The sequence below is a fragment of the Paenibacillus sp. JJ1683 genome, assembly GCF_053006485.1.
The window spans coordinates 2,488,955-2,509,935 of record NZ_CM129820.1; the positions used below are offsets into that span (position 1 = coordinate 2,488,955).

At 43.2% G+C, this 20,981-nt stretch carries 18 protein-coding genes; 13 read left to right on the plus strand and 5 right to left on the minus strand.

The features are described from left to right. Positions 1–97: 97 nt before the first annotated feature. Positions 98–979, minus strand: coding sequence for an Hsp33 family molecular chaperone HslO (gene hslO, locus ACUC6J_RS11010; RefSeq protein ID WP_447250183.1), 882 nt, complete (start codon positions 977–979; stop codon positions 98–100). Positions 980–1,009: 30 nt separating this feature from the next. Continuing rightward, positions 1,010–1,486, minus strand: a complete 477-nt coding sequence (locus tag ACUC6J_RS11015; RefSeq protein ID WP_016818455.1) for an RrF2 family transcriptional regulator — start codon at positions 1,484–1,486, stop codon at positions 1,010–1,012. A 245-nt stretch (positions 1,487–1,731) separates the two neighbouring features. On the opposite strand from ACUC6J_RS11015, the gene ACUC6J_RS11020 reads away from it, so the two are divergent. From ACUC6J_RS11020 to ACUC6J_RS11060, 9 genes are all read left to right on the plus strand, one after another. Beyond that, the gene (locus tag ACUC6J_RS11020) at positions 1,732–2,745 is read left to right on the plus strand and encodes an LLM class flavin-dependent oxidoreductase (RefSeq protein ID WP_447250184.1); all 1,014 of its coding nucleotides are present in this window, start codon (positions 1,732–1,734) and stop codon (positions 2,743–2,745) included. 345 nt (positions 2,746–3,090) lie between these two features. Continuing rightward, positions 3,091–3,372, plus strand: coding sequence for a hypothetical protein (locus tag ACUC6J_RS11025; protein ID WP_447250185.1), 282 nt, complete (start codon positions 3,091–3,093; stop codon positions 3,370–3,372). 445 nt (positions 3,373–3,817) lie between these two features. Continuing rightward, positions 3,818–4,894, plus strand: a complete 1,077-nt coding sequence (locus ACUC6J_RS11030) for a glycosyltransferase (RefSeq protein ID WP_447250186.1) — start codon at positions 3,818–3,820, stop codon at positions 4,892–4,894. Positions 4,895–5,226: 332 nt separating this feature from the next. Further along, the gene (locus ACUC6J_RS11035; protein ID WP_447250187.1) at positions 5,227–5,580 is read left to right on the plus strand and encodes a hypothetical protein; all 354 of its coding nucleotides are present in this window, start codon (positions 5,227–5,229) and stop codon (positions 5,578–5,580) included. 534 nt (positions 5,581–6,114) lie between these two features. Then, the gene (locus ACUC6J_RS11040; RefSeq protein WP_447250188.1) at positions 6,115–8,754 is read left to right on the plus strand and encodes a hypothetical protein; all 2,640 of its coding nucleotides are present in this window, start codon (positions 6,115–6,117) and stop codon (positions 8,752–8,754) included. Between the two features lie 520 nt (positions 8,755–9,274). After that, positions 9,275–9,724, plus strand: a complete 450-nt coding sequence (locus tag ACUC6J_RS11045; protein WP_447250189.1) for a hypothetical protein — start codon at positions 9,275–9,277, stop codon at positions 9,722–9,724. Positions 9,725–9,940: 216 nt separating this feature from the next. Then, entirely contained in the window at positions 9,941–10,339 is a 399-nt protein-coding gene (locus ACUC6J_RS11050; RefSeq protein ID WP_447250190.1) for a DUF2538 family protein, read from the plus strand. 530 nt (positions 10,340–10,869) lie between these two features. After that, positions 10,870–11,610 carry a pentapeptide repeat-containing protein gene (locus tag ACUC6J_RS11055; RefSeq protein ID WP_447250291.1) on the plus strand — a complete coding sequence of 247 codons (741 nt, stop codon included), beginning with the start codon at positions 10,870–10,872 and terminating at the stop codon, positions 11,608–11,610. A 944-nt stretch (positions 11,611–12,554) separates the two neighbouring features. Next, entirely contained in the window at positions 12,555–12,770 is a 216-nt protein-coding gene (locus ACUC6J_RS11060; protein WP_447250191.1) for a hypothetical protein, read from the plus strand. A 154-nt stretch (positions 12,771–12,924) separates the two neighbouring features. On the opposite strand, the gene ACUC6J_RS11065 is transcribed toward ACUC6J_RS11060, so the two are convergent. Then, on the minus strand, positions 12,925–13,359 hold the full coding sequence (locus ACUC6J_RS11065) for a MarR family winged helix-turn-helix transcriptional regulator (protein WP_308810697.1): 435 nt from the start codon (positions 13,357–13,359) through the stop codon (positions 12,925–12,927). Between the two features lie 166 nt (positions 13,360–13,525). Between ACUC6J_RS11065 and ACUC6J_RS11070 the strand changes: the two genes are divergently transcribed. Next, on the plus strand, positions 13,526–14,806 hold the full coding sequence (locus ACUC6J_RS11070; RefSeq protein WP_447250192.1) for an amidohydrolase family protein: 1,281 nt from the start codon (positions 13,526–13,528) through the stop codon (positions 14,804–14,806). A gap of 1,038 nt (positions 14,807–15,844) precedes the next feature. Here the strand turns inward: ACUC6J_RS11070 and ACUC6J_RS11075 are convergent. Further along, a complete protein-coding gene (locus tag ACUC6J_RS11075) occupies positions 15,845–16,036 on the minus strand; it encodes a hypothetical protein (RefSeq protein ID WP_447250193.1) in 192 nt (63 codons plus the stop codon). A gap of 291 nt (positions 16,037–16,327) precedes the next feature. Next, a complete protein-coding gene (locus ACUC6J_RS11080; RefSeq protein WP_447250194.1) occupies positions 16,328–17,857 on the minus strand; it encodes a glycosyltransferase in 1,530 nt (509 codons plus the stop codon). Between the two features lie 236 nt (positions 17,858–18,093). Here ACUC6J_RS11080 and ACUC6J_RS11085 point away from each other — a divergent pair, with 236 nt between their 5' ends. The 3 genes from ACUC6J_RS11085 to ACUC6J_RS11095 are packed head-to-tail and all read left to right on the plus strand — an operon-like array spanning position 18,094 to position 20,771. Next, positions 18,094–18,960: a glycosyltransferase family 2 protein gene (locus ACUC6J_RS11085; RefSeq protein ID WP_447250195.1), complete on the plus strand. Its 867-nt coding sequence runs from the start codon at positions 18,094–18,096 to the stop codon at positions 18,958–18,960. A 33-nt stretch (positions 18,961–18,993) separates the two neighbouring features. Beyond that, on the plus strand, positions 18,994–20,133 hold the full coding sequence (locus ACUC6J_RS11090; protein WP_447250196.1) for a DegT/DnrJ/EryC1/StrS family aminotransferase: 1,140 nt from the start codon (positions 18,994–18,996) through the stop codon (positions 20,131–20,133). After that, the gene (locus ACUC6J_RS11095; RefSeq protein WP_447250197.1) at positions 20,130–20,771 is read left to right on the plus strand and encodes an acetyltransferase; all 642 of its coding nucleotides are present in this window, start codon (positions 20,130–20,132) and stop codon (positions 20,769–20,771) included. The genes ACUC6J_RS11090 and ACUC6J_RS11095 overlap by 4 nt, the downstream gene beginning before the upstream one ends. Positions 20,772–20,981: the final 210 nt, after the last annotated feature.

The following is a 20,981-nucleotide window of genomic DNA, read 5'->3' on the forward strand; positions in this document are numbered from 1 at the left end:
CTACCGTTTTTGGCCAAGGAAACCATCCATCGAAAGCATTGAGAAAGAAAAGAGCTGTTCCCCAGTAGCTAAAACTACTTTTGGGAACAGCTCGTATTTAAATGATGTTTGTTTCCAGCATGTTTTCGAGATCTTCTTTGGTAAGGTGGTAATGTGCGTTACAAAAATGGCAATGGGCTTCAGCTTGTCCATCGGTACGAATCATGTCTTCTATTTCCTGATTCCCTAAGCTGATAATGGCATTGGTAACTCGTTCTTCTGAGCAGGGACAATGAAATTGTACAGGCATGGTTTCCAGTATGTTCATGTTGCCTTCTCCCAAAATCTGGACCAGAATCTGCTCTGGCGTAAGACCTTCCATGACCATTGCGGAGATGCTCGGAATGCTCTCAATCCGTCTCTCGATAAAACTGATAACCTCTTCCGGTGTACCCGGCATCAGCTGAATAATAAAACCTCCAGCCGCCTGAATGGAGTTATCCGGGTTAACAATAACCCCTGCTCCCACAGAAGAAGGAATTTGTTCGGATTGAACGAGATAAGAGGTGAAATCCTCGCCCAGTTCACCCGATATGAGAGGGACTTGTCCAACAAATGGTTGTTTTAGGCCGATATCTTTGGATACAATCAGCGCTCCATCTGTTCCTACGGCTCTGGCGACATCTAATTTCCCGATCTGATTAAGCTCAAAATGGGTTTGCGGATTTTTTACATAACCTCTAACTTCTCCTTTGGCGTTGGTACCGACAAGAATAGTGCCGATGGGCCCTCCACCGTTAATCCGAATCGTCAGTTTATCCTCATGTTTAAGCATAGCTCCCAGCATCACGCCCACCGTCATGGAACGTCCCAATGCAGCCGATGCTGTTGGCCAGGTATAATGACGCTGCTGGGCTTCACTTACCGTTTCCGTTGTTCTCACAGCATAAGCCCGCACCTGGTTATTATAGGCAAGAGCTTTTACTAAATAATCATTCATGTTCATATCCCTTTCTGTTTTTGAAGTTCTTTACAAGACCATTTTTTCTTGAATCCAGTTCTTCAAAGAAGTAATTTTCGCATCATATCCTTCTTTAAAAAAGTCAGCAGAGAGTGACGCGATGGTTTCTCTTTTCAGAACGGCTTTCCAGGAGGCTTCTGCTTCTTCCATCAAATTTGCCAGTAAACAGCACTGATCGTCTTTCTTTAATTCAAGCATATCGTTGTATATACCGCTGGAAGAATAGAGGGTTTGCTGTCCCTCAATCGCCAGATAAATATCAAATACTCGTATATCCTCAGGTTTTTTCTTTAATTTGAATCCGCCCTTGACACCAGGTACAGAAGTAATCAAATCAGAGCTAACCAATTTTCGTAACAGCTTATGAAAATAAGTAGGTGAAGCGCCTAACTGCTGGCTAATGGCCTCTCCAGGTAAAACGGCTTTGTCCGGTAGCATCGTGAGCAGAAGGAGAGCGTAGACAGATTGTTCGACACCTGTTTTCATATGCACTAGCAATCACCTCAATATGTTATAACCAGGCTAACATGGATAATCATTATCCACATAAGAGCATGATAGACGAGCTAATCGTAAAAGTAAACTATTTTTTGATAAATACTAAAAATTAAAATTATTTGCAATTCATAAGACGACGCATTATTATAGTTGATGCATCAATTGATAGGTCAAAGAATTAAGGCGTTGAAAGAAATACGTAAAATAATAGTTTGACAGGAGGTTTATATAAAATGACCACGCGGGATGTTGCACTATCTATATTAGATCTTGCACCTGTCATTGAAGGCGGTACTCCTGCCGATTCTTTTCGTGATACGGTGGATCTTGCCCAGCATGCTGAGCAATGGGGATACCGACGCTATTGGCTAACGGAGCATCATAATATGCAGGCGGTTGCCAGCGCTGCTACTTCTGTGATCATCGGACATGTGGCTGCACATACCCACAAGATTCGGGTCGGTTCAGGTGGTATTATGCTGGCTAACCATGCTCCACTCATGATTGCGGAGCAGTTTGGAACCTTAGAGTCGCTCTACCCGGGGCGAATTGATTTGGGACTTGGCAGAGCTCCTGGCACGGATCAACCTGCAATGAGAGCATTGCGGCGAGGGCTGCACAGCACAGGGGAAGATTTCCCCGAACAACTGAATGAGCTGCGTTCTTATCTGAATCCAGCGTTAAACGGAGCTGTTCCGGGGGTAAGAGCGATTCCAGGAGAAGGACTGGATATACCTATCTGGTTGTTGGGTTCAAGCGGATTCAGTGCTCAGCTGGCAGGTCAGCTTGGACTGCCGTTTGCGTTCGCTAGCCACTTTGCCCCAGCTCATTTGCTACAGGCTCTAGAGCTGTATCATCGTAATTTCAGACCGTCCAAGGCACTCGATAAGCCGTATGTGATGGTTGGCGTGAATGTAGTTGTTGCAGATTCTGATGAGGAAGCAAAACGGCTTTTTACTTCACAAGAACAACAATTTTTAAATGTGCTGCGCGGGCACAGCGGAGGACTAAAACGACCAGTCGATGACATGGATAAGCTTTGGAGTGAGCAGGAGAAGGAGATGGTTCGTGGTAATATGCTGGGGCATTCAGCAATCGGCAGTCCTGACACAGTCAAGCAACGGCTGGATTTTATAATCAACCAGACGCGAGCCGATGAGTTGATTACGACCGCTCAGGTATATGATCATCAAGCACGTTTGCGTTCGTACGAGCTGCTAGCCCAAGTGATGCGCATAGATGGGTAAATAGATGAGTTAAACAAACGAGGCTGTGCCAGAGTGGTTCTTATGACCATTCTGACACGGCCTTGTTATATTTTTAAAGCTTATACTTAAAAATAAAATAGGTTCGGTCCAGTTGCACGTGTACAGTAGCTGTTAAATCAAATAACTATCGTAAGTGACAAGGCTTTATTATGATGATCGTATAATTCCCAGAACGCGTTCACACCATCCCGAAGTATACCTACCCAGTCCATCGATAACCCGTTATAACCTGTAAATAAGTATGGCTTGAGAAGAGGGAGCTTGTTCATCCAACTGCTCAGGCCAGTCGATAAAGGACCATCATTCTCCGGTATGGGGTGAGAGATGATGATTGGTCGATCCTCCGCAAGCAGAATTGTTAATGGTGGAAAAGCATGGTCTGTTAAGTGGGAAAAAACATCTGGGGCAGCCTATGAGGAAACAATTATTGACATTTTGCAATCCATTGAGCAGTATTTTCTACCCCATGGAGGGGAATTTAATTTTAATGCTAATAAGCCGGAGAATTTGTTAAAAGCGCAGGCAAAACATTCAAGAGCTCTTCGACTAGAACCCTACAGGTATAAATTGCATATAATATCAAGCAAGTTGCTTCATAAGCCTTGAGTTTGAAGGGGGAAGAACACGAGATAATTCATGTAATGCTTTATGCTGTGACTGAAGAAGAGATGCTCTGTCTAAAGGGATAAAGTTGAATGCCCCCGATGGTAATGAAATGGTTCTTGATTCTTTTACGGATAGCCACTCTTACATAAAACGGTAAGGTATGGAGTATATATCTAATTCAAGGCATTCAAAAATATTTCCCAAAGAGAGGCAGAGGGGCTGCTACCGGAAGTTCAATCGCTTACCAGTCTACAAATTCACTGTTCCTGCCAGAGGATCACCTGCTTGTGAATCAATGGCGAATTACATATTTAATAAAATTTTCATAATTGTAGGAATTATTCGCTATGCTGTATTGGAAACTCGACCATTGAAGCCACAGATATACGGGAAGCGTCTGTGAAGCGCAGCTTAGGGAGCGGTGACTTCAAGAAAGGGGGAAGATATGGATCTCTTTGATTCTCAGATTCAATCTCATACTAACCGGCGTCTTGCTGTGATTGATACAAAGTTTCCATGGAAACTGAGTGGTTTTCGATATTGGGAGAACTTGAATATATTCCAGCAAAGGCCTGATACATTATTCTTTGCAACCGAACCTAATGATGATTATTTTCCGTGTAAAGTTTTTCCTTTTTCTGATTTTATGAAAGTTGCGGTGTCTGAGGGGGTTACAGATGTATATTGTGTTTTTTTAAATTTAACACTTAGTTTGCTTGGACATTGCTTTCTTCCGGATGGAAGTTATTTGCCAGGAGCAAATCCTAATCTTAATATCAAGCCATTCTTAGATGAACGAAATATTCATCTTCATGCTACCTTATACCCAGGTGGCGGGCTGGATCCATGGACCCGAAAAGAGTTTCTTTCTATTGCAGGACAGCATTGTTCGACTGTATTCACAAACATTAATGAAGTCATGGAAGTGATTGTTGGAAGTATTTATTATCCCGTTGTGATTAATACCGACTTATATATATTTAAACATAAGAAAATTGAAAAGCCGATACAGTTGACATTTTGTGCTTTTAATGCTATCAGAAAAGGTTTCCCCATTATGGCAGATGCATTTAATCGACTTACGGATGATTTTCATCTTAATCTAATTGGTGATTGGGAAGACCAATTATATTTATTAGAAAATAAGAATTATACATTCTACGGTCTACTTTCCCCTGAAGAATTAAAGCCAGTGTATGAACGAACTCATATATTTTTAAATTGCAGTGTTCCGGATGAATTTGCATTAGATGGTTTTCCAACCACAGCTGCCGTTGATGCATTATCGACAGGATGTATACTTGTGACGACAAACCCCCGAAATGATAGATTTATTCTTGAGGAAGGTAAGGACTATTTTGAAGTTGAACCTAACGGGCACGCAATTTCTGAAAGATTATTTTGGATTCAGAATCACTTTGAAGAAGCGCTGATTGTTGGGGAAAATGGTTCAGATAAGGTGAAAAGTAAATTTCAGGCTAGTCAAATAGTGAAATCAAAGCTTGCTAACATATTTAAATAACTTGTTGATAAACAGTCTGTAGGAGTGTTATAGCATGATGTAAATGGTATGGGTAACAGGATGAGTGCGTCCCTCTCTCTTAGAGGGTTTTTTATATTTCGGGAATGGGGCGGGGCAAGCCTTTCAATTCCAAACTTAAGAACCGACGATAGATAGAGGCTTGGTCGGATCGAATGACAGAATAAATATCTTATTTTAATAGGTAAACAAACAATCATATTTAACTAATTATTAATATAATAATGGAAATTCTAATGTCTTTTGCTATTTCCATTCTAGTATGTCTAGTTGATTTAATGGATTATTAATAATCAGTAAAGGAGGGTGAACTAATGACATTATTAACAACTGGACCTATTGAGAACAGTCCTGTTAGTGGGGTTAGGACGATTCAACAGGTCACCGTTAAAATGGTTAACCGTGATTTAGTCAATTCATCAACAATATTAATCCAGGGATACGTTTTAGACGATTTACGAACATTGTTTGTACTAGAAGTAATAGCGCTAGCCCCCAATGCAGTTGCTACGAGAAATTATACAGTAAATTTCAATGCATATGAGTTTGTTTTTACCACAAGCGGTTTGGCAGAAGAAAGTACTGATATTTCTGTATGGGGAAAAAACGAGAGTGGTACCATCATTGATGCTCAGCGTATTGTTGCGGACGAGCAGTTAGAGTCTTAAAAATCAACAAATATACAGAGAGAAAGCCACAATCATATCGCATGTTTTAGAAATAAAATAGAGGGAGCATGATCTTGAGAAAGATCTCATTGCTCACAAGCAAAGTTTGCTTTTACTAGAAAGGAGGGAGTATCTAAATGGCAGTATTATCAACTGGCCCCATTGCAAACGATCCTGTTCTTGGAGTCAGACCCACCCAACTGGTGACGGTAAAAATCGATAACCGGGATTCTGTTGATTCTTCTATTGTTTTGATCGAGGGTTTCGCTTTAAATGGCAGCAGAACATTATATGTACAAGAACAAGTAATAGTGGGACCAAATGCGGTTTTTACAAGGAACTATTTTGCAGATTTAAATGCATTTGAATTCGTTTTTACCACAAGCGGAGCAGCAGAAAATGAAACTCAAATTTCTGTTTGGGGTAAAGATACATTTGGGCAATTAGTGCCTGCCCACCGATTAGTTTCTGATGAGCTTTTAGGAACAGGGGTAGCTGGCCCGCAAGGCGATCAAGGACCTCAGGGAGTTCAAGGTGCCCAAGGTGACCAAGGCCCTCAAGGCGTTCAGGGTGATCAAGGACCTCAGGGTGTTCAGGGAGCCCAAGGTGACCAAGGCCCTCAAGGCGTTCAAGGTGATCAAGGATCTCAAGGTGTCCAAGGCGACCAAGGCCCTCAAGGCGTTCAAGGTGATCAGGGACCTCAGGGAGCCCAAGGTGACCAAGGCCCTCAAGGTGTCCAAGGTGACCAAGGCCCACAAGGAGTTCAAGGACCGCAAGGCGTTCAAGGCGACCAAGGACCGCAAGGAGTTCAAGGAGACCAAGGCCCACAAGGCGTTCAAGGTGACCAAGGCCCACAAGGCGTTCAAGGTGACCAAGGCCCTCAAGGAGTTCAAGGCGACCAAGGCCCTCAAGGCGTTCAAGGTGATCAGGGACCTCAAGGTGTCCAAGGTGACCAAGGCCCACAAGGAGTTCAAGGACCGCAAGGAGTTCAAGGAGACCAAGGACCGCAAGGAGTTCAAGGAGACCAAGGCCCACAAGGCGTTCAAGGTGACCAAGGCCCACAAGGCGTTCAAGGTGACCAAGGCCCTCAAGGAGTTCAAGGTGACCAAGGACCACAGGGAATCCAAGGCGACCAAGGCCCTCAAGGTCCTCAAGGAGTTCAAGGTCCTCAAGGAGTTCAAGGCCCTCAAGGAGTTCAAGGCCCTCAAGGAGTTCAAGGTGATCAAGGCCCTCAAGGTGTCCAAGGCGACCAAGGCCCACAAGGTGTCCAAGGCGACCAAGGCCCTCAAGGTGTCCAAGGCGACCAAGGCCCTCAAGGCGTTCAAGGAGACCAAGGCCCTCAGGGAGTCCAAGGTGATCAAGGCCCTCAAGGAGTTCAAGGTGATCAAGGACCACAGGGAGTTCAAGGTGATCAAGGCCCTCAAGGTGTCCAAGGCGACCAAGGCCCTCAAGGTGTCCAAGGCGACCAAGGCCCTCAAGGTGTCCAAGGCGACCAAGGCCCACAAGGCGTTCAAGGTGACCAAGGCCCTCAAGGAGTTCAAGGAGACCAAGGCCCTCAAGGCGTTCAAGGTGATCAGGGACCTCAAGGTGTCCAAGGTGACCAAGGCCCACAAGGAGTTCAAGGACCGCAAGGAGTTCAAGGAGACCAAGGACCGCAAGGAGTTCAAGGAGACCAAGGCCCACAAGGCGTTCAAGGTGACCAAGGCCCACAAGGCGTTCAAGGTGACCAAGGCCCTCAAGGAGTTCAAGGTGACCAAGGACCACAGGGAATCCAAGGCGACCAAGGCCCTCAAGGTCCTCAAGGAGTTCAAGGTCCTCAAGGAGTTCAAGGCCCTCAAGGAGTTCAAGGCCCTCAAGGAGTTCAAGGTGATCAAGGCCCTCAAGGTGTCCAAGGCGACCAAGGCCCACAAGGTGTCCAAGGCGACCAAGGCCCTCAAGGTGTCCAAGGCGACCAAGGCCCTCAAGGCGTTCAAGGAGACCAAGGCCCTCAGGGAGTCCAAGGTGATCAAGGCCCTCAAGGAGTTCAAGGTGATCAAGGACCACAGGGAGTTCAAGGTGATCAAGGCCCTCAAGGTGTCCAAGGCGACCAAGGCCCTCAAGGTGTCCAAGGCGACCAAGGCCCTCAAGGTGTCCAAGGCGACCAAGGCCCTCAAGGCGTTCAAGGAGACCAAGGCCCTCAGGGAGTCCAAGGTGATCAAGGCCCTCAAGGAGTTCAAGGTGATCAAGGACCACAGGGAGTTCAAGGTGATCAAGGCCCTCAAGGTGTCCAAGGCGACCAAGGCCCTCAAGGTGTCCAAGGCGACCAAGGCCCTCAAGGTGTCCAAGGCGACCAAGGCCCTCAAGGCGTTCAAGGAGACCAAGGCCCTCAGGGAGTCCAAGGTGATCAAGGCCCTCAAGGAGTTCAAGGTGATCAAGGACCACAGGGAGTTCAAGGTGATCAAGGCCCTCAAGGTGTCCAAGGCGACCAAGGCCCTCAAGGTGTCCAAGGCGACCAAGGCCCTCAAGGTGTTCAAGGTGACCAAGGCCCTCAAGGAGTTCAAGGCCCACAAGGAGTCCAAGGCGATCAGGGACCACAGGGTGTTCAAGGCGACCAAGGACCACAGGGAATCCAAGGTGATCAGGGACCTCAAGGCGTTCAAGGCGATCAAGGCCCTCAGGGAGTTCAAGGTGATCAGGGCCCACAAGGAGTCCAAGGCGATCAAGGACCACAGGGCGTTCAAGGTGATCAAGGACCACAGGGAGTCCAAGGTGATCAAGGACCTCAAGGTGTCCAAGGTGACCAAGGCCCACAAGGAGTTCAAGGACCGCAAGGCGTTCAAGGCGACCAAGGAGTCCAAGGCGACCAAGGCCCTCAAGGCGTTCAGGGTGATCAAGGCCCTCAGGGAGTTCAAGGAGTCCAAGGTGATCAGGGACCACAGGGCGTTCAAGGCGTCCAAGGAGACCAAGGCCCTCAGGGAGTTCAAGGTGATCAAGGCCCACAAGGAGTCCAAGGCGATCAGGGACCACAGGGCGTTCAAGGCCCTCAAGGAGTCTAAGAACCGCAAGGCGACCAAGGGCCTCTATAAGCTTAAGGTATATTTAGAAAAAGAACCCAAAAGTTATTTCATAACTTTTGGGTTCTCAGGCTGTCGAGAAACCCCCTGTTTTTTTGCAGGGGGTTTAAAACTGTCTTAGTGGTCTAAAAACTAGAATCCTCAGATCGTTTTAAATCGATTTTTGTTTTAAAAGATGCGTCTACCCATATAAAAATAGAAGTGTCGAAAAGTCCTCTGGACTTTCTCGACACTCTGAGCAGCTCCTGCATCTGCAGGAGCTGCTTTTGAAATATCATAGAAACAAATATTAAAAATAGGCTAATACTGAGTTGAATATTGTAGGCCCTCCCATAAACTGTTGTGATACCGGAAAGATGTGACCAAGTATGATCATCCTAAGGGTTTTCAAAAATTTTTTGCACGATAGTTCACAAATTCTCCAAAGGGGGACTGATTGATGAACCTTCACTGGAATATACGCATGTTGAATGCTGCAAATTGGCGACTACGAAGAGCAATACGTCTTTTAAAACTGCGAAGGTTCGAAAAAGCTGAATATGACATTTTAACCACTATAGTTATTCTCAATGATACGTTGAATTACTTAAATATATGTAAGAAGACTAAACACCCTCGGAAAATATCGGGGGAGAGAAAAAATGAGTAAACGAGGAAGATCGCAAAAAAGGTGCGTAAGAAAAGTGAATTTGGTTTTAAGGGAACTGAAAGAAGCTAAACGCTACGCTGAACGGAGAAAGATAATATTTGCCAAGAAAGGAGTTGCAAGATCCTTACTTCAACTTGGTAAATCATTAAGATATATCGATAGACTTGAAAACTCAAAAATAAAGGACCCGATTGGAGCTGCTGGAGCAACAGGAGTGACTAGGGCAATTGGAGCCATCGGATCTTTCCAACAGTTTCAGGTATCGGAGAATACGCCAAATACGACAGGAAGTTCAGCAATTCCGATAACGTCAGTTGCAACTACATTAAAAACAATAACAATTATAGGGGTTTCAACAGGGAGTAGAGTTTGGTTAACAGGAATCGTCGGATGGGAGGCCACAACAGGTAATACATCATTAGCGGCAGGCAGAAGGGATTGAGATAGCGCGGGCAAGGGGTGTTAGGTTTGGGAGACCCCGGCAGCCCTTTGATGAAGCGGCGTTTATTAGACTCTATGAAGAATGGAAGGCTGACCGAATAACAGCAACGGCGGCTATACAGCAATCTGGACTAACGAAGCCTAACTTTTATCGCCGTGTGAAAGAAAATGAAGAGTCGTTAGCTAATTAAATTTTACCTTGGGGGAATGTTTATTGATGTTCTTTGTTAATGAGACCTATAGAAAGAACTATGAATCTCTATTAGAATTCTATGCAGGCAGCCTACCAAGCATTGAATATGAAGTAGCTTGTTATATCTTGGCTTTGCCCGAAGTTTTAAAGAGAATACCTGAAGATCACAGTGTTAAATTTGCTTTTGATTGGGTACATCATTGGGAAGATGAGAATGATGAAAGCACTAAACGCTTATCTGATGCTATTTTTACATGGATGATCCATACAAATATTTGGTGTTTGCGGGGATGCACATGTATAACGGTGAAATTTTTAGATTTAATAACGGTCTTGATAACTGGAACGACACTCACTTTCAAGTCTTTTTGCAGGCATGTAAGGTTAGAGAAAAATTATAAATTACGAACACTATTTGAATAAATTGGTTTTTAGAAGAATTGGAAATGAGGGGTTAGATATTCTCCTCTCATGCTACAATATATTGAATAAGGAAAGTGTATTGTAGGGACTTTAAAAAGCAGAAAGCCCATCTGAAGGAGAGACGAACTTTATTGGACACATTAACTTTTGGTGTATTATTATAGCTGCTGCCAGACCAATAATTTGTAACTGTTAAGCTTTTATCTTGTTCAAAGGGATAGGCATTCCAGGAGTCATCTGTTATACTTGTTGCCAATTCACTTTTCTCAGAACAAATGGTTCTTTTGTTACTTCGCTTAATGAGGTTGGATCCACAAGTCCCCATCAATAACCATCAAGCACTCTACGCCCATCATTATTATTTATTACAGCAATGGTCTAGGAAGGTGCAATGTTGTATCTGGGTGCGTGCTCAGTGATCATTCTTTAAAGTTGACGGATCTTACAAGAAACCAAAATAAGGTATTCATAATCGTAAAAGATTCTGAAGAAATGATAGGGTGATAGGGATGAGAAGACTTGAGTCTGGTATGTCAGTAAACAACGAATTTTTTTCTGATATTATCAGGTATGAGCACGAAACTATAAGCGGAACGACCATAATAAACTCGAATGTTAGTTCACCTATATTTTGGAGCTGTAACCTGCATCATCTTGTATTTGATACCTGCGATCTTACGAATGCGAGATTTTTTGCCGGTAGTACAATTGATAATTGTACATTTATTCGTTCCGACTTGCGCTCTGTTGGCATTGCCAGAGACGAAGCTGTTTTCACCAATTGCGAATTTTCCTCCTGCGATATGAGAGGGATGACATTGGAGAATGCTACGTTTATCGACTGTACTTTTTATAAATGTAGATTCAAGGACCGGATTTTACAAGCGGCGAATATCGTAAATTGTTCCTTTACCGGCAAGCTAGTGGATATTACGTTTGAGGGAAATGGCAAACAAAAGCTAATCGCCAATTTTGAAAACTGCATCCTTTACGGTGTTCGTTTTGTGAGCTGTGACCTGACGCAATGTATTCCGCCAAAATCCAAAAACCATCTGTATGTTGAACAGGTATCCGCACGTGTGAAAAATGCTTTAACGAAGATAGGCGATGACCCTAATCTATCTGACGATGATCGGAAAGTACTGGTACGCAGTCTGCGCAAGCTTGAGCATATGGAACAATATATTTTTAACACGGCGCATATGAAGAAAATATATGGTGATGTTTTTGTTGAGCGATTTTTCAGTAGTCTGGAATGTAACAATGCGTAAACCTAAACAATAGAAATTATATAGGATTACGACGGGAACAGTATATATGTAAAAGGAGTTCACTGGAGATCATTACCCTCGGCGGATCACTGTATGGTAGTTGATATAGTATATTATGTTAAATTGAACAGCATGCTACTTTGAAAAGAAAGAGCATCAGCCGCCGTAGCGCTGCTGATGCTCTTTTTCATGCGTACATAATCCACATCCACCTTGGCTTCATCCCATTTCACCTTGAAAATCCGTGCCGATTCCGCTTTGATCGGATGCTAACAATGGAACTGACCTCATGTTTGTTGATTTAAAACCAATAATAGGGTAGAAGATATTTGAACAACACTGAAAACAGGGCCGGGGGTACACACGAACTAAGACTACTCTGGAGCAAAGTCAAAGTAGATACAGAAATACGGCTTGCGAATATTTGGGCGTAGATATCAGCTCACTAAATGTCTGAAGCTTATTCAAGATGGGGGGATTTGTCCAGACTCCAAGAGTCCGTCTTGCCCCCCTTTGTTCAGGAAGCTACGGACAGGAAAATCAACTGAATACATATAAATGAATGTTACAGAGCGATAAAAATCGCTCTTTTTGGCGTGTTTATGTATTCTACTATGTTACTGATTGATTATCTTCTTTTGAAAAATCTACATATATCACTAAAGAGACGACTATGGTAAACACCTGGATTAGAAACTGAGGTACAAACATCAAAAACCCATGTAAATTCCTCCTTCAATTCTTTATACATTATTATTTTCTAATTACTTCTACTTAATAAAAAAGAAAGATCGCCACTTAAAATGATGTAATTTATTAACTTATTTGTGATAAAAATTCTATCAATTGTACTATTTTCGGCTTTAGTTGATTTTGGACTTTTTTTTCCTACTTTTCAGTCTAACAAACTTGGATATATTAAGTATTTAGTACAAAAGATTTATTTGAAAAAACTATGCAGCGAAGGTGAGCTGCTACGTATAGAGCTGCTAAGCCGCTTGGGTGAACCGAAAGAATCTATTTACGCTCATGCTTGGGAAAAGGAAGCATGGGCAGTTGATGCCGAGCGATCCGGCAAACTGGTCGAACGATTAGACCTGTGGGAAACGGAGAATAAGCAAGGCGCTCACGCTCGAAGATGCTACTCAAGAAGCCATTAATTTACTAAGTACATTTGATGAAGCCGATTACTACCGGAAAAATAAAGTACTAGACTGAGAAATAAAGTGTTAGACTGGCGGCCAGCTATTCTGGAGATTAGTTTAAGATAAAGCGCGGGGAACCTTACCATAAGTAACGTTTCGGTAGTAACCGCTACATGGTCATTTTAACTTTGATTAATAAATTCATGAAGGTCTCGCCTTCTTCTTCAGTAAGGCCCTGGGTGATACTTTTTTCTACCTCCATGAATATTCCATTGAATTCTTCAACGAGATCGGTCCCTTTCTTTAAAAGAAATATTTTTTTCTGCCGCTCGTTATCCTCCGGAATGATACGTTTGATGTACCCCTTTTTCTCCAGCCCTTGAAGCATACTGGTAATGCTAGCACCTGTCCGATTAAAGTGGAGGGCCAGATCTTTCTGGATAACACCTTTGTCCTGATTCTCAAAAATGTAGCCCATCATCTGCCCTTGTTGAGCATTCAGCCCAAGTTCCGATAATTTGGCATTTGCCATGCCTCTGATCTTCATTCCGATGTCTCGGATCAAATCTGAGTAGGGGGTATGCAACAAACCTTGCTTTGTCAACCGAACCCGACTCCCTTCTTATAGTTAGAAATCTAATTATAAGTTCATCTTAATGTTCAAACTCCTAATTGTCAAAACATAAATGCTAGATATCATTCAGTTTTAATATTGACAATTAGAAATCTAACAGTTATATTTCAATTAAAACCGATTGGAGGAAACTGCCATGATTACTGCAATCACCAATGCCCGTATATTTGACGGCGAAAAAGTGATCAAAGCGACAACGGTCCTAATTGAAGGCGAACAGATTGTATCGGTGGGTGGGGAAATACCGGAACATGCGGTCATTATCGATGCGCAAGGAGGGACTTTGTTGCCGGGCTTGATAGATGCTCACGTTCACACTTCCGTGGAAGGCTTGCGCGATGCACTGAAATTCGGAGTTACGACTGAACTGGAAATGATGGGCGGGTTCACGAAAAACGGCCGAGAGGCGCAATTGAAAGGAATCGAGAATATTGCCGACGTACGATCAGCTGGGATGGGGGTTACACCTCCTGGGGGACATCCTGATGAACTCATGCCGGGGGATGGCGAGATTCCAGACTTTGTAATGAAGGAAATGGAGAAGATGAGTGAGGAAGAACGTAACGCCAGACTGGCCGCACATAAGCATGATCATGGTGAGGCGCCCACCGTATCAACCCGGGACGAAGCGCTGGCATTCGTGGGCCAACAAGTTAGAGAGGGAGCCGATTATATCAAGATTATGATTGAGGAAGGAACGGTATTAGCAGCGCCCGGCCTGCCCGTCTTAAGCCAAGATATTTTGAGTTCGGCTGTAGAGGAAGCTCATCGTCACCACAAGATGGTGATTGCTCATGTTTTAACTGCTGAATCCTCCCGGCAAGCTGTAGAAATTGGAGTCGATGGACTTGCTCATCTATTCATTGACCGTCCTGAAACCACGACGGATTTAGTGAGGATGATAGCAGAGGCAGGTGTTTTCGTTACGCCATGTCTCGTCCTGAACTCCTCAATTATTGGGAACCCTGCATCTGAATTGGTGAGGGATCCCCGTGTGAGTGCCAAGCTCAGTCCCGAATGGATCAATACGCTGAATGCCAGTTTCCATACTTTCCCGCAGGGCAGCATGGCAGATAGCTATCGTAATGTAATGGACCTTCATCGTGCTGGAGTAGACATCCTGGTGGGAACGGATGTCTCCGTACCGGTTCCATCGTTGGGGGGACTTGCCCATGGGGCCAGTGTACATCACGAGATGCAGCTATTGGTTGAGGCAGGATTCACACCCTTAGAGGCCCTTCAGTCCGCTACCTCGAAAACAGCTCGCCGCTTCGGCCTGAACGATCGCGGACGAATTGTGGAGGGGGCGAGAGCGGACTTGGTCTTGGTCGACGGGAATCCGACGTTGAATATCTCGGATACGCTATCGATTCGCGAAATATGGCAGCGCGGTACGCGCAAAATAGCGGAAGCGTGAATCATGGTGGGTAGACCAGACCTTCTTATAGAAATTGAACGAGAAGCAAGAGAATAAAAGTCGGGCCCTCATCTAGTTGTTGAGGACCTTGTGTTTCACCAAAACTTGCCGTTACAGATAGCGCGGAGAAACGTATCACAAGTTAAAGCTGTTATTTAACTAACGGACGTTAGCTCAATAAAACAGCGGCAGTCTAAGACTTTATTGTCGAGACCTAGTCCGCCACTACTTCTTTTACGGGGTTCAGTCTAATACTATATTTTTCTGTGACACAAGCGGACGATCTTTTCTCGGTGCGGGGAAGCTTTACAACACAGTGGATAGTTTGCGTGAGAAGGCAGGGAATATAAGGACTGTCGGAAGTCGTAAAGCTGCTTCTGCAGAAGATGAAGGTAAAACTCAATAGAATGAAAGAGATTGTTCGGAAAAAGAATGTTTTTTCGCTTATTAGCAGCACCTTCAGGAAGATCCATTTTGACTAAAACCCCAACATTCATAAAGTGGCCGGAATCGGACAGTAAACAAACAAAGCCCCGTCTAATAACCGGGGCTTTGTTTGTTTAAAATGATTTAGGATTGATCTGCTTTAATAACGGATCATCTTCCTCAGGTTCTTCATCTCCCTGGCGGGTTTCTTGAAGGGGAGTTTTCTTAGCCGTTATTTGTTCGTCTATAGTTACGGCAGGTTGTGGTTCAGGGATAACTTTCATAGCAGTAAACGGCGTTAAAGGTGTTGTAATCCATTGAGCAAAGGTTCTTGATAGAGAATTTTTTGTATGTCATGTTCTGTGATGTCTCGATATCCAAACCGATCAATCATGTGCAAGACGATACTTGCTAGGGATAATTGTATGTTAGACGTGCATCAATCCAACGATTTACTTTTACATGCTCTTTTAACTCGCCTACTCGCCAAGAGACGTGTTTCCGCGTAGGTTCTGTCAACCTTCAACACCCGCCTCTTGAAAGAAACTTTTTTATGCAAAATATCCAATCCATGCACATTCAAGTTTACAGCGTATTCGCCTGGAATCCAAACTAATAAGCAATGGACTGCATCGGCAAGCTCCTTTGCTTCTTTGTATAGATCAGGCTCAAAGGTGATACTCCACCACCGAATACCGTAATAAATTCAATGTCGCCGCCAATCATGCTGTAGTGGTCTTGCATAGCAAGCAGGATGTTGTTAGCTTCTGCATATTGTGCTTCTTCCATAAAGCTAGATGCCATTTTGTATAAGTTATCTTTAGGGTCTTGAAGAATTTGATCAAAATGTTGACGGTTAATTTCAGATATCCTTGAGTTTCTTCTGTTAAAAGTTTGGCTGCTGCTTCAGCTGCATGCCCAACCCCATGTTTTTTTCCATCACAATTTTCGAGAACAGGGTTTTAAACCATGGGTATGAATTAACTCCACCGTTACTGATCCAATATCTACTAGAAGTCCTTTTTTATGCGAAGTCTTGCGTCGTTAACTTCAAAAGTTCCGGTTTGTCAGCATATGCTTCTCTAAACTTAGAATTTAGGGCAACACAACCACTTTCTCTTTACAGGACGCAACAAATTTTGCATATTGAATACAAGTTTCTAATGAATCATTTGGTTCCATAGGCCACCATCGTATGAATCCCCTGGGAGCTTTGGAGGCATAGTTTTCGATTTCTGATGGGATTCGACCTACAACCACAATTTCAATCTCCCTAAAGTTGTTTTCAATACTCTTTTGAAGTGTCTTATTTAATTGTGTATGTTCTATTTCAGGGCAGGAATGGGGGATAGGGAACAATATTGAGTATCTTGAGGTATCTTCTTGAATAACGTGAGCAGATTTCCGGACAGGATCATCCGTAGAAGTCTCCCATATACGACGATAAGGTAATTCCACTGGTAGACCAAGCTCTTTCAACCTCATTTGAATTCTTTGAAAATAGCATCTATTTAGTTCCCTTACAAGAACCTGAATCTGCTTATTTCTGAGGAAAGTAGTGTTATTTCCATGTTCGTTACGATATTGGATATATATTAAATCAGGAACGTTCACTATTTTAGTACAAAGAAATGTCCGAACCAGCATATCGTAATCATCTGCTACCAGTAGTTCATTGCGATGGCCTCCGATCAGATGATAACAGTCCCTCGTCCACGCACGTGGATGATTGGGTAAGCCGACCAAATGACGAATGGTTTTGCCATTAATGGTCGTATGTTTTTGTACATTTTGCCATCTGTTCATTTCATGCAGCCAGACTCGATAATGAATACTGTAACCAAAGCCACAATCCCAGCCGTACCAATGCGCATGATTGCTCCCTGCATACACCTCAGCACAATCCCCATAAACAAAGCCACAGTCAGGGTTTTGTTGAAATGCTTTGACGATTTTCTCTAGGCAGTCAGGAGTTAGCTCATCATCATGATCGACTTCTACTAAAATTTCCCCTGTACAGAGACCTGCTGCAAACCTTTTGATAGCCCCTATATAACCATTGCGGGAATCTTGGCGATATCTCCGCACACGGTGATCCTCTAAAGGGAGTAAATACTCCTTGTATGTCTCATCTTCATCACCGGAATCATCCACGATTACCCATTCCCAGTTTTTATAGGTCTGCTTCAATAAAGATTGATAAGGTCGTTGAATTTTTTCTTTTGACCTGTAGCTGGCAGTAAACACGGATATTAAAGGTGTGTTTGAAGAGAAATGTGTTGAAGGAATCGTTCTATTCTCCGGAAGAGGATCTGTTGCCTTAAGCCAGCAGAAAAATAAATGCATAGGTTGAATTTCGTCTGGTGATTGGAAGTGCAACCAGCGTTTTTTTTCGTGACGAGGTAACGCTTTTAGTGCTGAAAATTCTCCCCACTCTTCTCCAAGCGAGACGTAAACCCGAGGCTTTTGGAGGCTATGGTCAATAAGTGGTTGATCAGCCTCATACAAGTTTATTGTAATGTGATTTTCTTCCAATCTATCTATCAATTCTTTTACATGATCCTTTAAAACCTTCTTCGATACAAATAAATGAGCTGTCAGTAACGGAGTGAAATTCAATGACATGTTCATTCCCCTTTACCCGTTTCGAACACCAACGAGAGGGAGGTGCCGATTCAGACGTAAGTTATTGTTTTTATTGAAACATTCATTTTCCTGGCATCATTTTATTTCCCAGCAATATATATGTATGTGTATGTGTATGTGTATGTGAGGAAAATGCCAGCCCATATAAACATAGCGAATTAAATCGTTTGAAGCCTCCGGTAGACACCTACACATAAAAGAAAGGTGGAGTAAGCGTGCAATGCCCATTAGTAAGTGTAGTTATACCTGCATATAACCGGCCGCATACACTAAAAATCGCCATCGACAGCGTATTGGAACAAACTTATCCGAACATCGAAATCATTATCTGTGATGACAGTACAACGAATGAAGTACAAGAAATGCTTGATTCTTATTTAGATTCTTTTCCCCGAATTAAATATTATAAAAATGATAAAAATCTTTTTCTCGGAAATTGGCATAAATGTTTTGATTTGGCGTCAGGTGAATATATCAATTACTTGATGGATGACGACATGTTTCATAAAGAAAAAATAGCAAAGATGATCTATTTTTTCGAAAATTTTGAAAACATCACACTGGTTACCTCGTATCGGCAAACCATGGATGAATCAGGGGCTATTCTCCCACCGCTCTATGCAACGGAAAGGCTGTACGAGGAAACAAGGATAATGGACGGAAGAATGTTGGCAAACATTGCATTAACTCGTTGTTTAAATGTGATTGGTGAACCTACGACAGTGTTTTTCAAAAAAACAGATCTTATCGAACGGTTTGGAGTATATAAAGGAAAACAGTATTCTCTTCTTAATGATTTAGCTTCTTGGTTGAACTTACTATCAAAGGGAAAAGCAGTGTATATTACTGAAGCGCTAAGCTATTTCCGAATACATCCCAATCAAAATAATCAGACGCTTGGTCAAAGTGCGTTCACGGAATGGTTAGATATTATGATTGCCTCAAGAGATGATGGATTTCTTGATACTAACGATTTGTTTAAAGCTGCACTTCATTCTTATCAGGAACGTATAAGAGGTCGTCCACAATTTGTTGCAGATATCAAGCGAATTGAAATGTTATTAAAAACATTGGAAACCTAGCTTGCTCATCCCATATGCAAAGGAGGCTGGCTGATGTTCGACATTCCCTTCTTACGGCCTAATTTAGTAAAAAAGGAACGATTTATTGCTAATTTTGAGAAAATAGAAGAGACGCGGATTTACTCCAATTATGGTCCCCTAAATAATTTGTTTGAAGAGCGGGTCATTGCACAAATGTTTGATGGAATTGGTTCAGCTGTTACCGTTCATAACGCTACCATCGGCTTGATTTTGGCGATCGCCCAAAGCAAGCGACCACAGGGCAAATATGCTGTTATGCCAAGTTTTACTTTTGCTGCCACTCCACTTGCCGCTGAGTGGTGCGGGCTAGAACCCTACTTCCTTGACATTGAGCCGGAGAATTGGCAAATGAATAGGGATCAGTTAGAGCAGACAGTCAAGCTGCTGGGGGATGAGATTGCGGTAATCGTTCCTTATGCCACTTTCGGTACAGCCCTTGATTTATCCGTGTACAATAAGCTGCAGGAGCAAGGAATTCCGGTAGTCATTGATGCTGCTGCCAGCTTTGGAACGATAACTTCCGAGGAAGCCACCCATTTTGGTAAAGGCTTTGGAGGAGCTGTAGTATTCAGCTTTCATGCCACCAAATCTTTTGGTATTGGAGAGGGTGGATTGGTATACAGTTTGGACCGGGATGTTATTAGGCGAATTCGTCAAGCGGGGAATTTCGGTTTCTCCAGCAGCAGGGAGTCTGTCACCCAAGGTCTTAACAGTAAGATATCCGAGTATACCGCTGCTATCGCTTTAGCCACTCTCGATCAATTCAAGACTGTACGGGAGAATAGAAGGACGATCTACGAATATTATCTTCAAGAACTGATCCAAGCAGACTTATTAGAACGAGGATGGTCTGTACAAAAAACGCAAGGATCGGTTGTTCATCAATTTGTCCCTGTTCTTAGTCCGGATTCACACACAAATCAAGAGGTTGTTAAGTTATTAGCCTCTAATTCAATAGAAGCTAGAACCTATTTTTCTCCGGCGTGCCATCAGCAGAAGCAGTTCCAAAGCTATACGCGGTCTAATCTTCATGTTACCGAACATATTGCCAAACATATTGTCAGCCTACCCTTGTGGGAGGAACTGGACGAGATTATTATTCGAAAAATTGTGAACGTTCTAGGAAACCTGGGAAAAGAGACAGCCAGATGAGGAAACTCGTTATTTGGGGATCGGGCGGACATGCCAGGGAAATCAACTGGTTATGTGAAGAGCTAGGAGTTCGAGTGATAGGTTTCTTAGACGAACGGCCTGAGGCAAAAGGGCAGAGTGTAGATGGTGTTCCTGTACTGGGGACGTTGACCGACATTAAAGCGTTAAAATATGAGGTAGAGCTTATATGCGCGGGGGTGGGTGATCCAGCATTAAAGAAGCGATTTGCTTATCATACAATTCAATCGGGATTTCGTATTGCAGCCCCGCTAATACATCCACGTGTTCGTTTGTCTCCAAGAAACACCATTGGAGAGGGAAGTATGATCTTTGAAGGAGCTGTCCTGTCGGACAATATTAAGATCGGACAGCACGTAATTATCAACCGGAGTGTTAACGTGAGTCATGATGCGGTTATTGGTGATTATATAACCATAGCTCCTGGTGTGAATCTGGCAGGTAACGTAATCATAGATGAAGGAGCCTATATCGGAATCGGTGCCTCGGTACGGGAGAAATGTCACATCGGCTGTTGGTCTATGATAGGTGGAGGTGCCTTTGTTAAAGATGATATACCCAGCTTTACCATGGCTGCTGGTGTACCAGCAGTCGTTAAAAAACGACTTGATATGCCCTGAGCCACCTTCTTTGAAACAGAGCGCAATCAAATTCGTAGCAATTTGCTTGGCAATGAAGTGATTTATCTGTCAAAAGGCCGTAGCGGAAAAGGTTCTTATACCTGATCCGGCTCGGCCTTATTATATTTTAGGCTAGACGAATAGATTCATTTTAAAGATGGATAAAATTAAAATTTATTTTTGATTATTTTTGTATTTTATATTTTCAAA

What these genes read in the sequence shown, in the direction of transcription:
- hslO (WP_447250183.1), bottom strand. Translation starts at nt 979, where the DNA reads ATGAATGATTATTTAGTAAAAGCTCTTGCCTATAATAACCAGGTGCGG.
- ACUC6J_RS11015 (WP_016818455.1), bottom strand. Translation starts at nt 1,486, where the DNA reads ATGAAAACAGGTGTCGAACAATCTGTCTACGCTCTCCTTCTGCTCACG.
- ACUC6J_RS11020 (WP_447250184.1), top strand. Translation starts at nt 1,732, where the DNA reads ATGACCACGCGGGATGTTGCACTATCTATATTAGATCTTGCACCTGTC.
- ACUC6J_RS11025 (WP_447250185.1), top strand. Translation starts at nt 3,091, where the DNA reads ATGATGATTGGTCGATCCTCCGCAAGCAGAATTGTTAATGGTGGAAAA.
- ACUC6J_RS11030 (WP_447250186.1), top strand. Translation starts at nt 3,818, where the DNA reads ATGGATCTCTTTGATTCTCAGATTCAATCTCATACTAACCGGCGTCTT.
- ACUC6J_RS11035 (WP_447250187.1), top strand. Translation starts at nt 5,227, where the DNA reads ATGACATTATTAACAACTGGACCTATTGAGAACAGTCCTGTTAGTGGG.
- ACUC6J_RS11045 (WP_447250189.1), top strand. Translation starts at nt 9,275, where the DNA reads ATGAGTAAACGAGGAAGATCGCAAAAAAGGTGCGTAAGAAAAGTGAAT.
- ACUC6J_RS11050 (WP_447250190.1), top strand. Translation starts at nt 9,941, where the DNA reads ATGTTCTTTGTTAATGAGACCTATAGAAAGAACTATGAATCTCTATTA.
- ACUC6J_RS11055 (WP_447250291.1), top strand. Translation starts at nt 10,870, where the DNA reads ATGTCAGTAAACAACGAATTTTTTTCTGATATTATCAGGTATGAGCAC.
- ACUC6J_RS11070 (WP_447250192.1), top strand. Translation starts at nt 13,526, where the DNA reads ATGATTACTGCAATCACCAATGCCCGTATATTTGACGGCGAAAAAGTG.
- ACUC6J_RS11075 (WP_447250193.1), bottom strand. Translation starts at nt 16,036, where the DNA reads ATGGCATCTAGCTTTATGGAAGAAGCACAATATGCAGAAGCTAACAAC.
- ACUC6J_RS11080 (WP_447250194.1), bottom strand. Translation starts at nt 17,857, where the DNA reads ATGTCATTGAATTTCACTCCGTTACTGACAGCTCATTTATTTGTATCG.
- ACUC6J_RS11090 (WP_447250196.1), top strand. Translation starts at nt 18,994, where the DNA reads ATGTTCGACATTCCCTTCTTACGGCCTAATTTAGTAAAAAAGGAACGA.
- ACUC6J_RS11095 (WP_447250197.1), top strand. Translation starts at nt 20,130, where the DNA reads ATGAGGAAACTCGTTATTTGGGGATCGGGCGGACATGCCAGGGAAATC.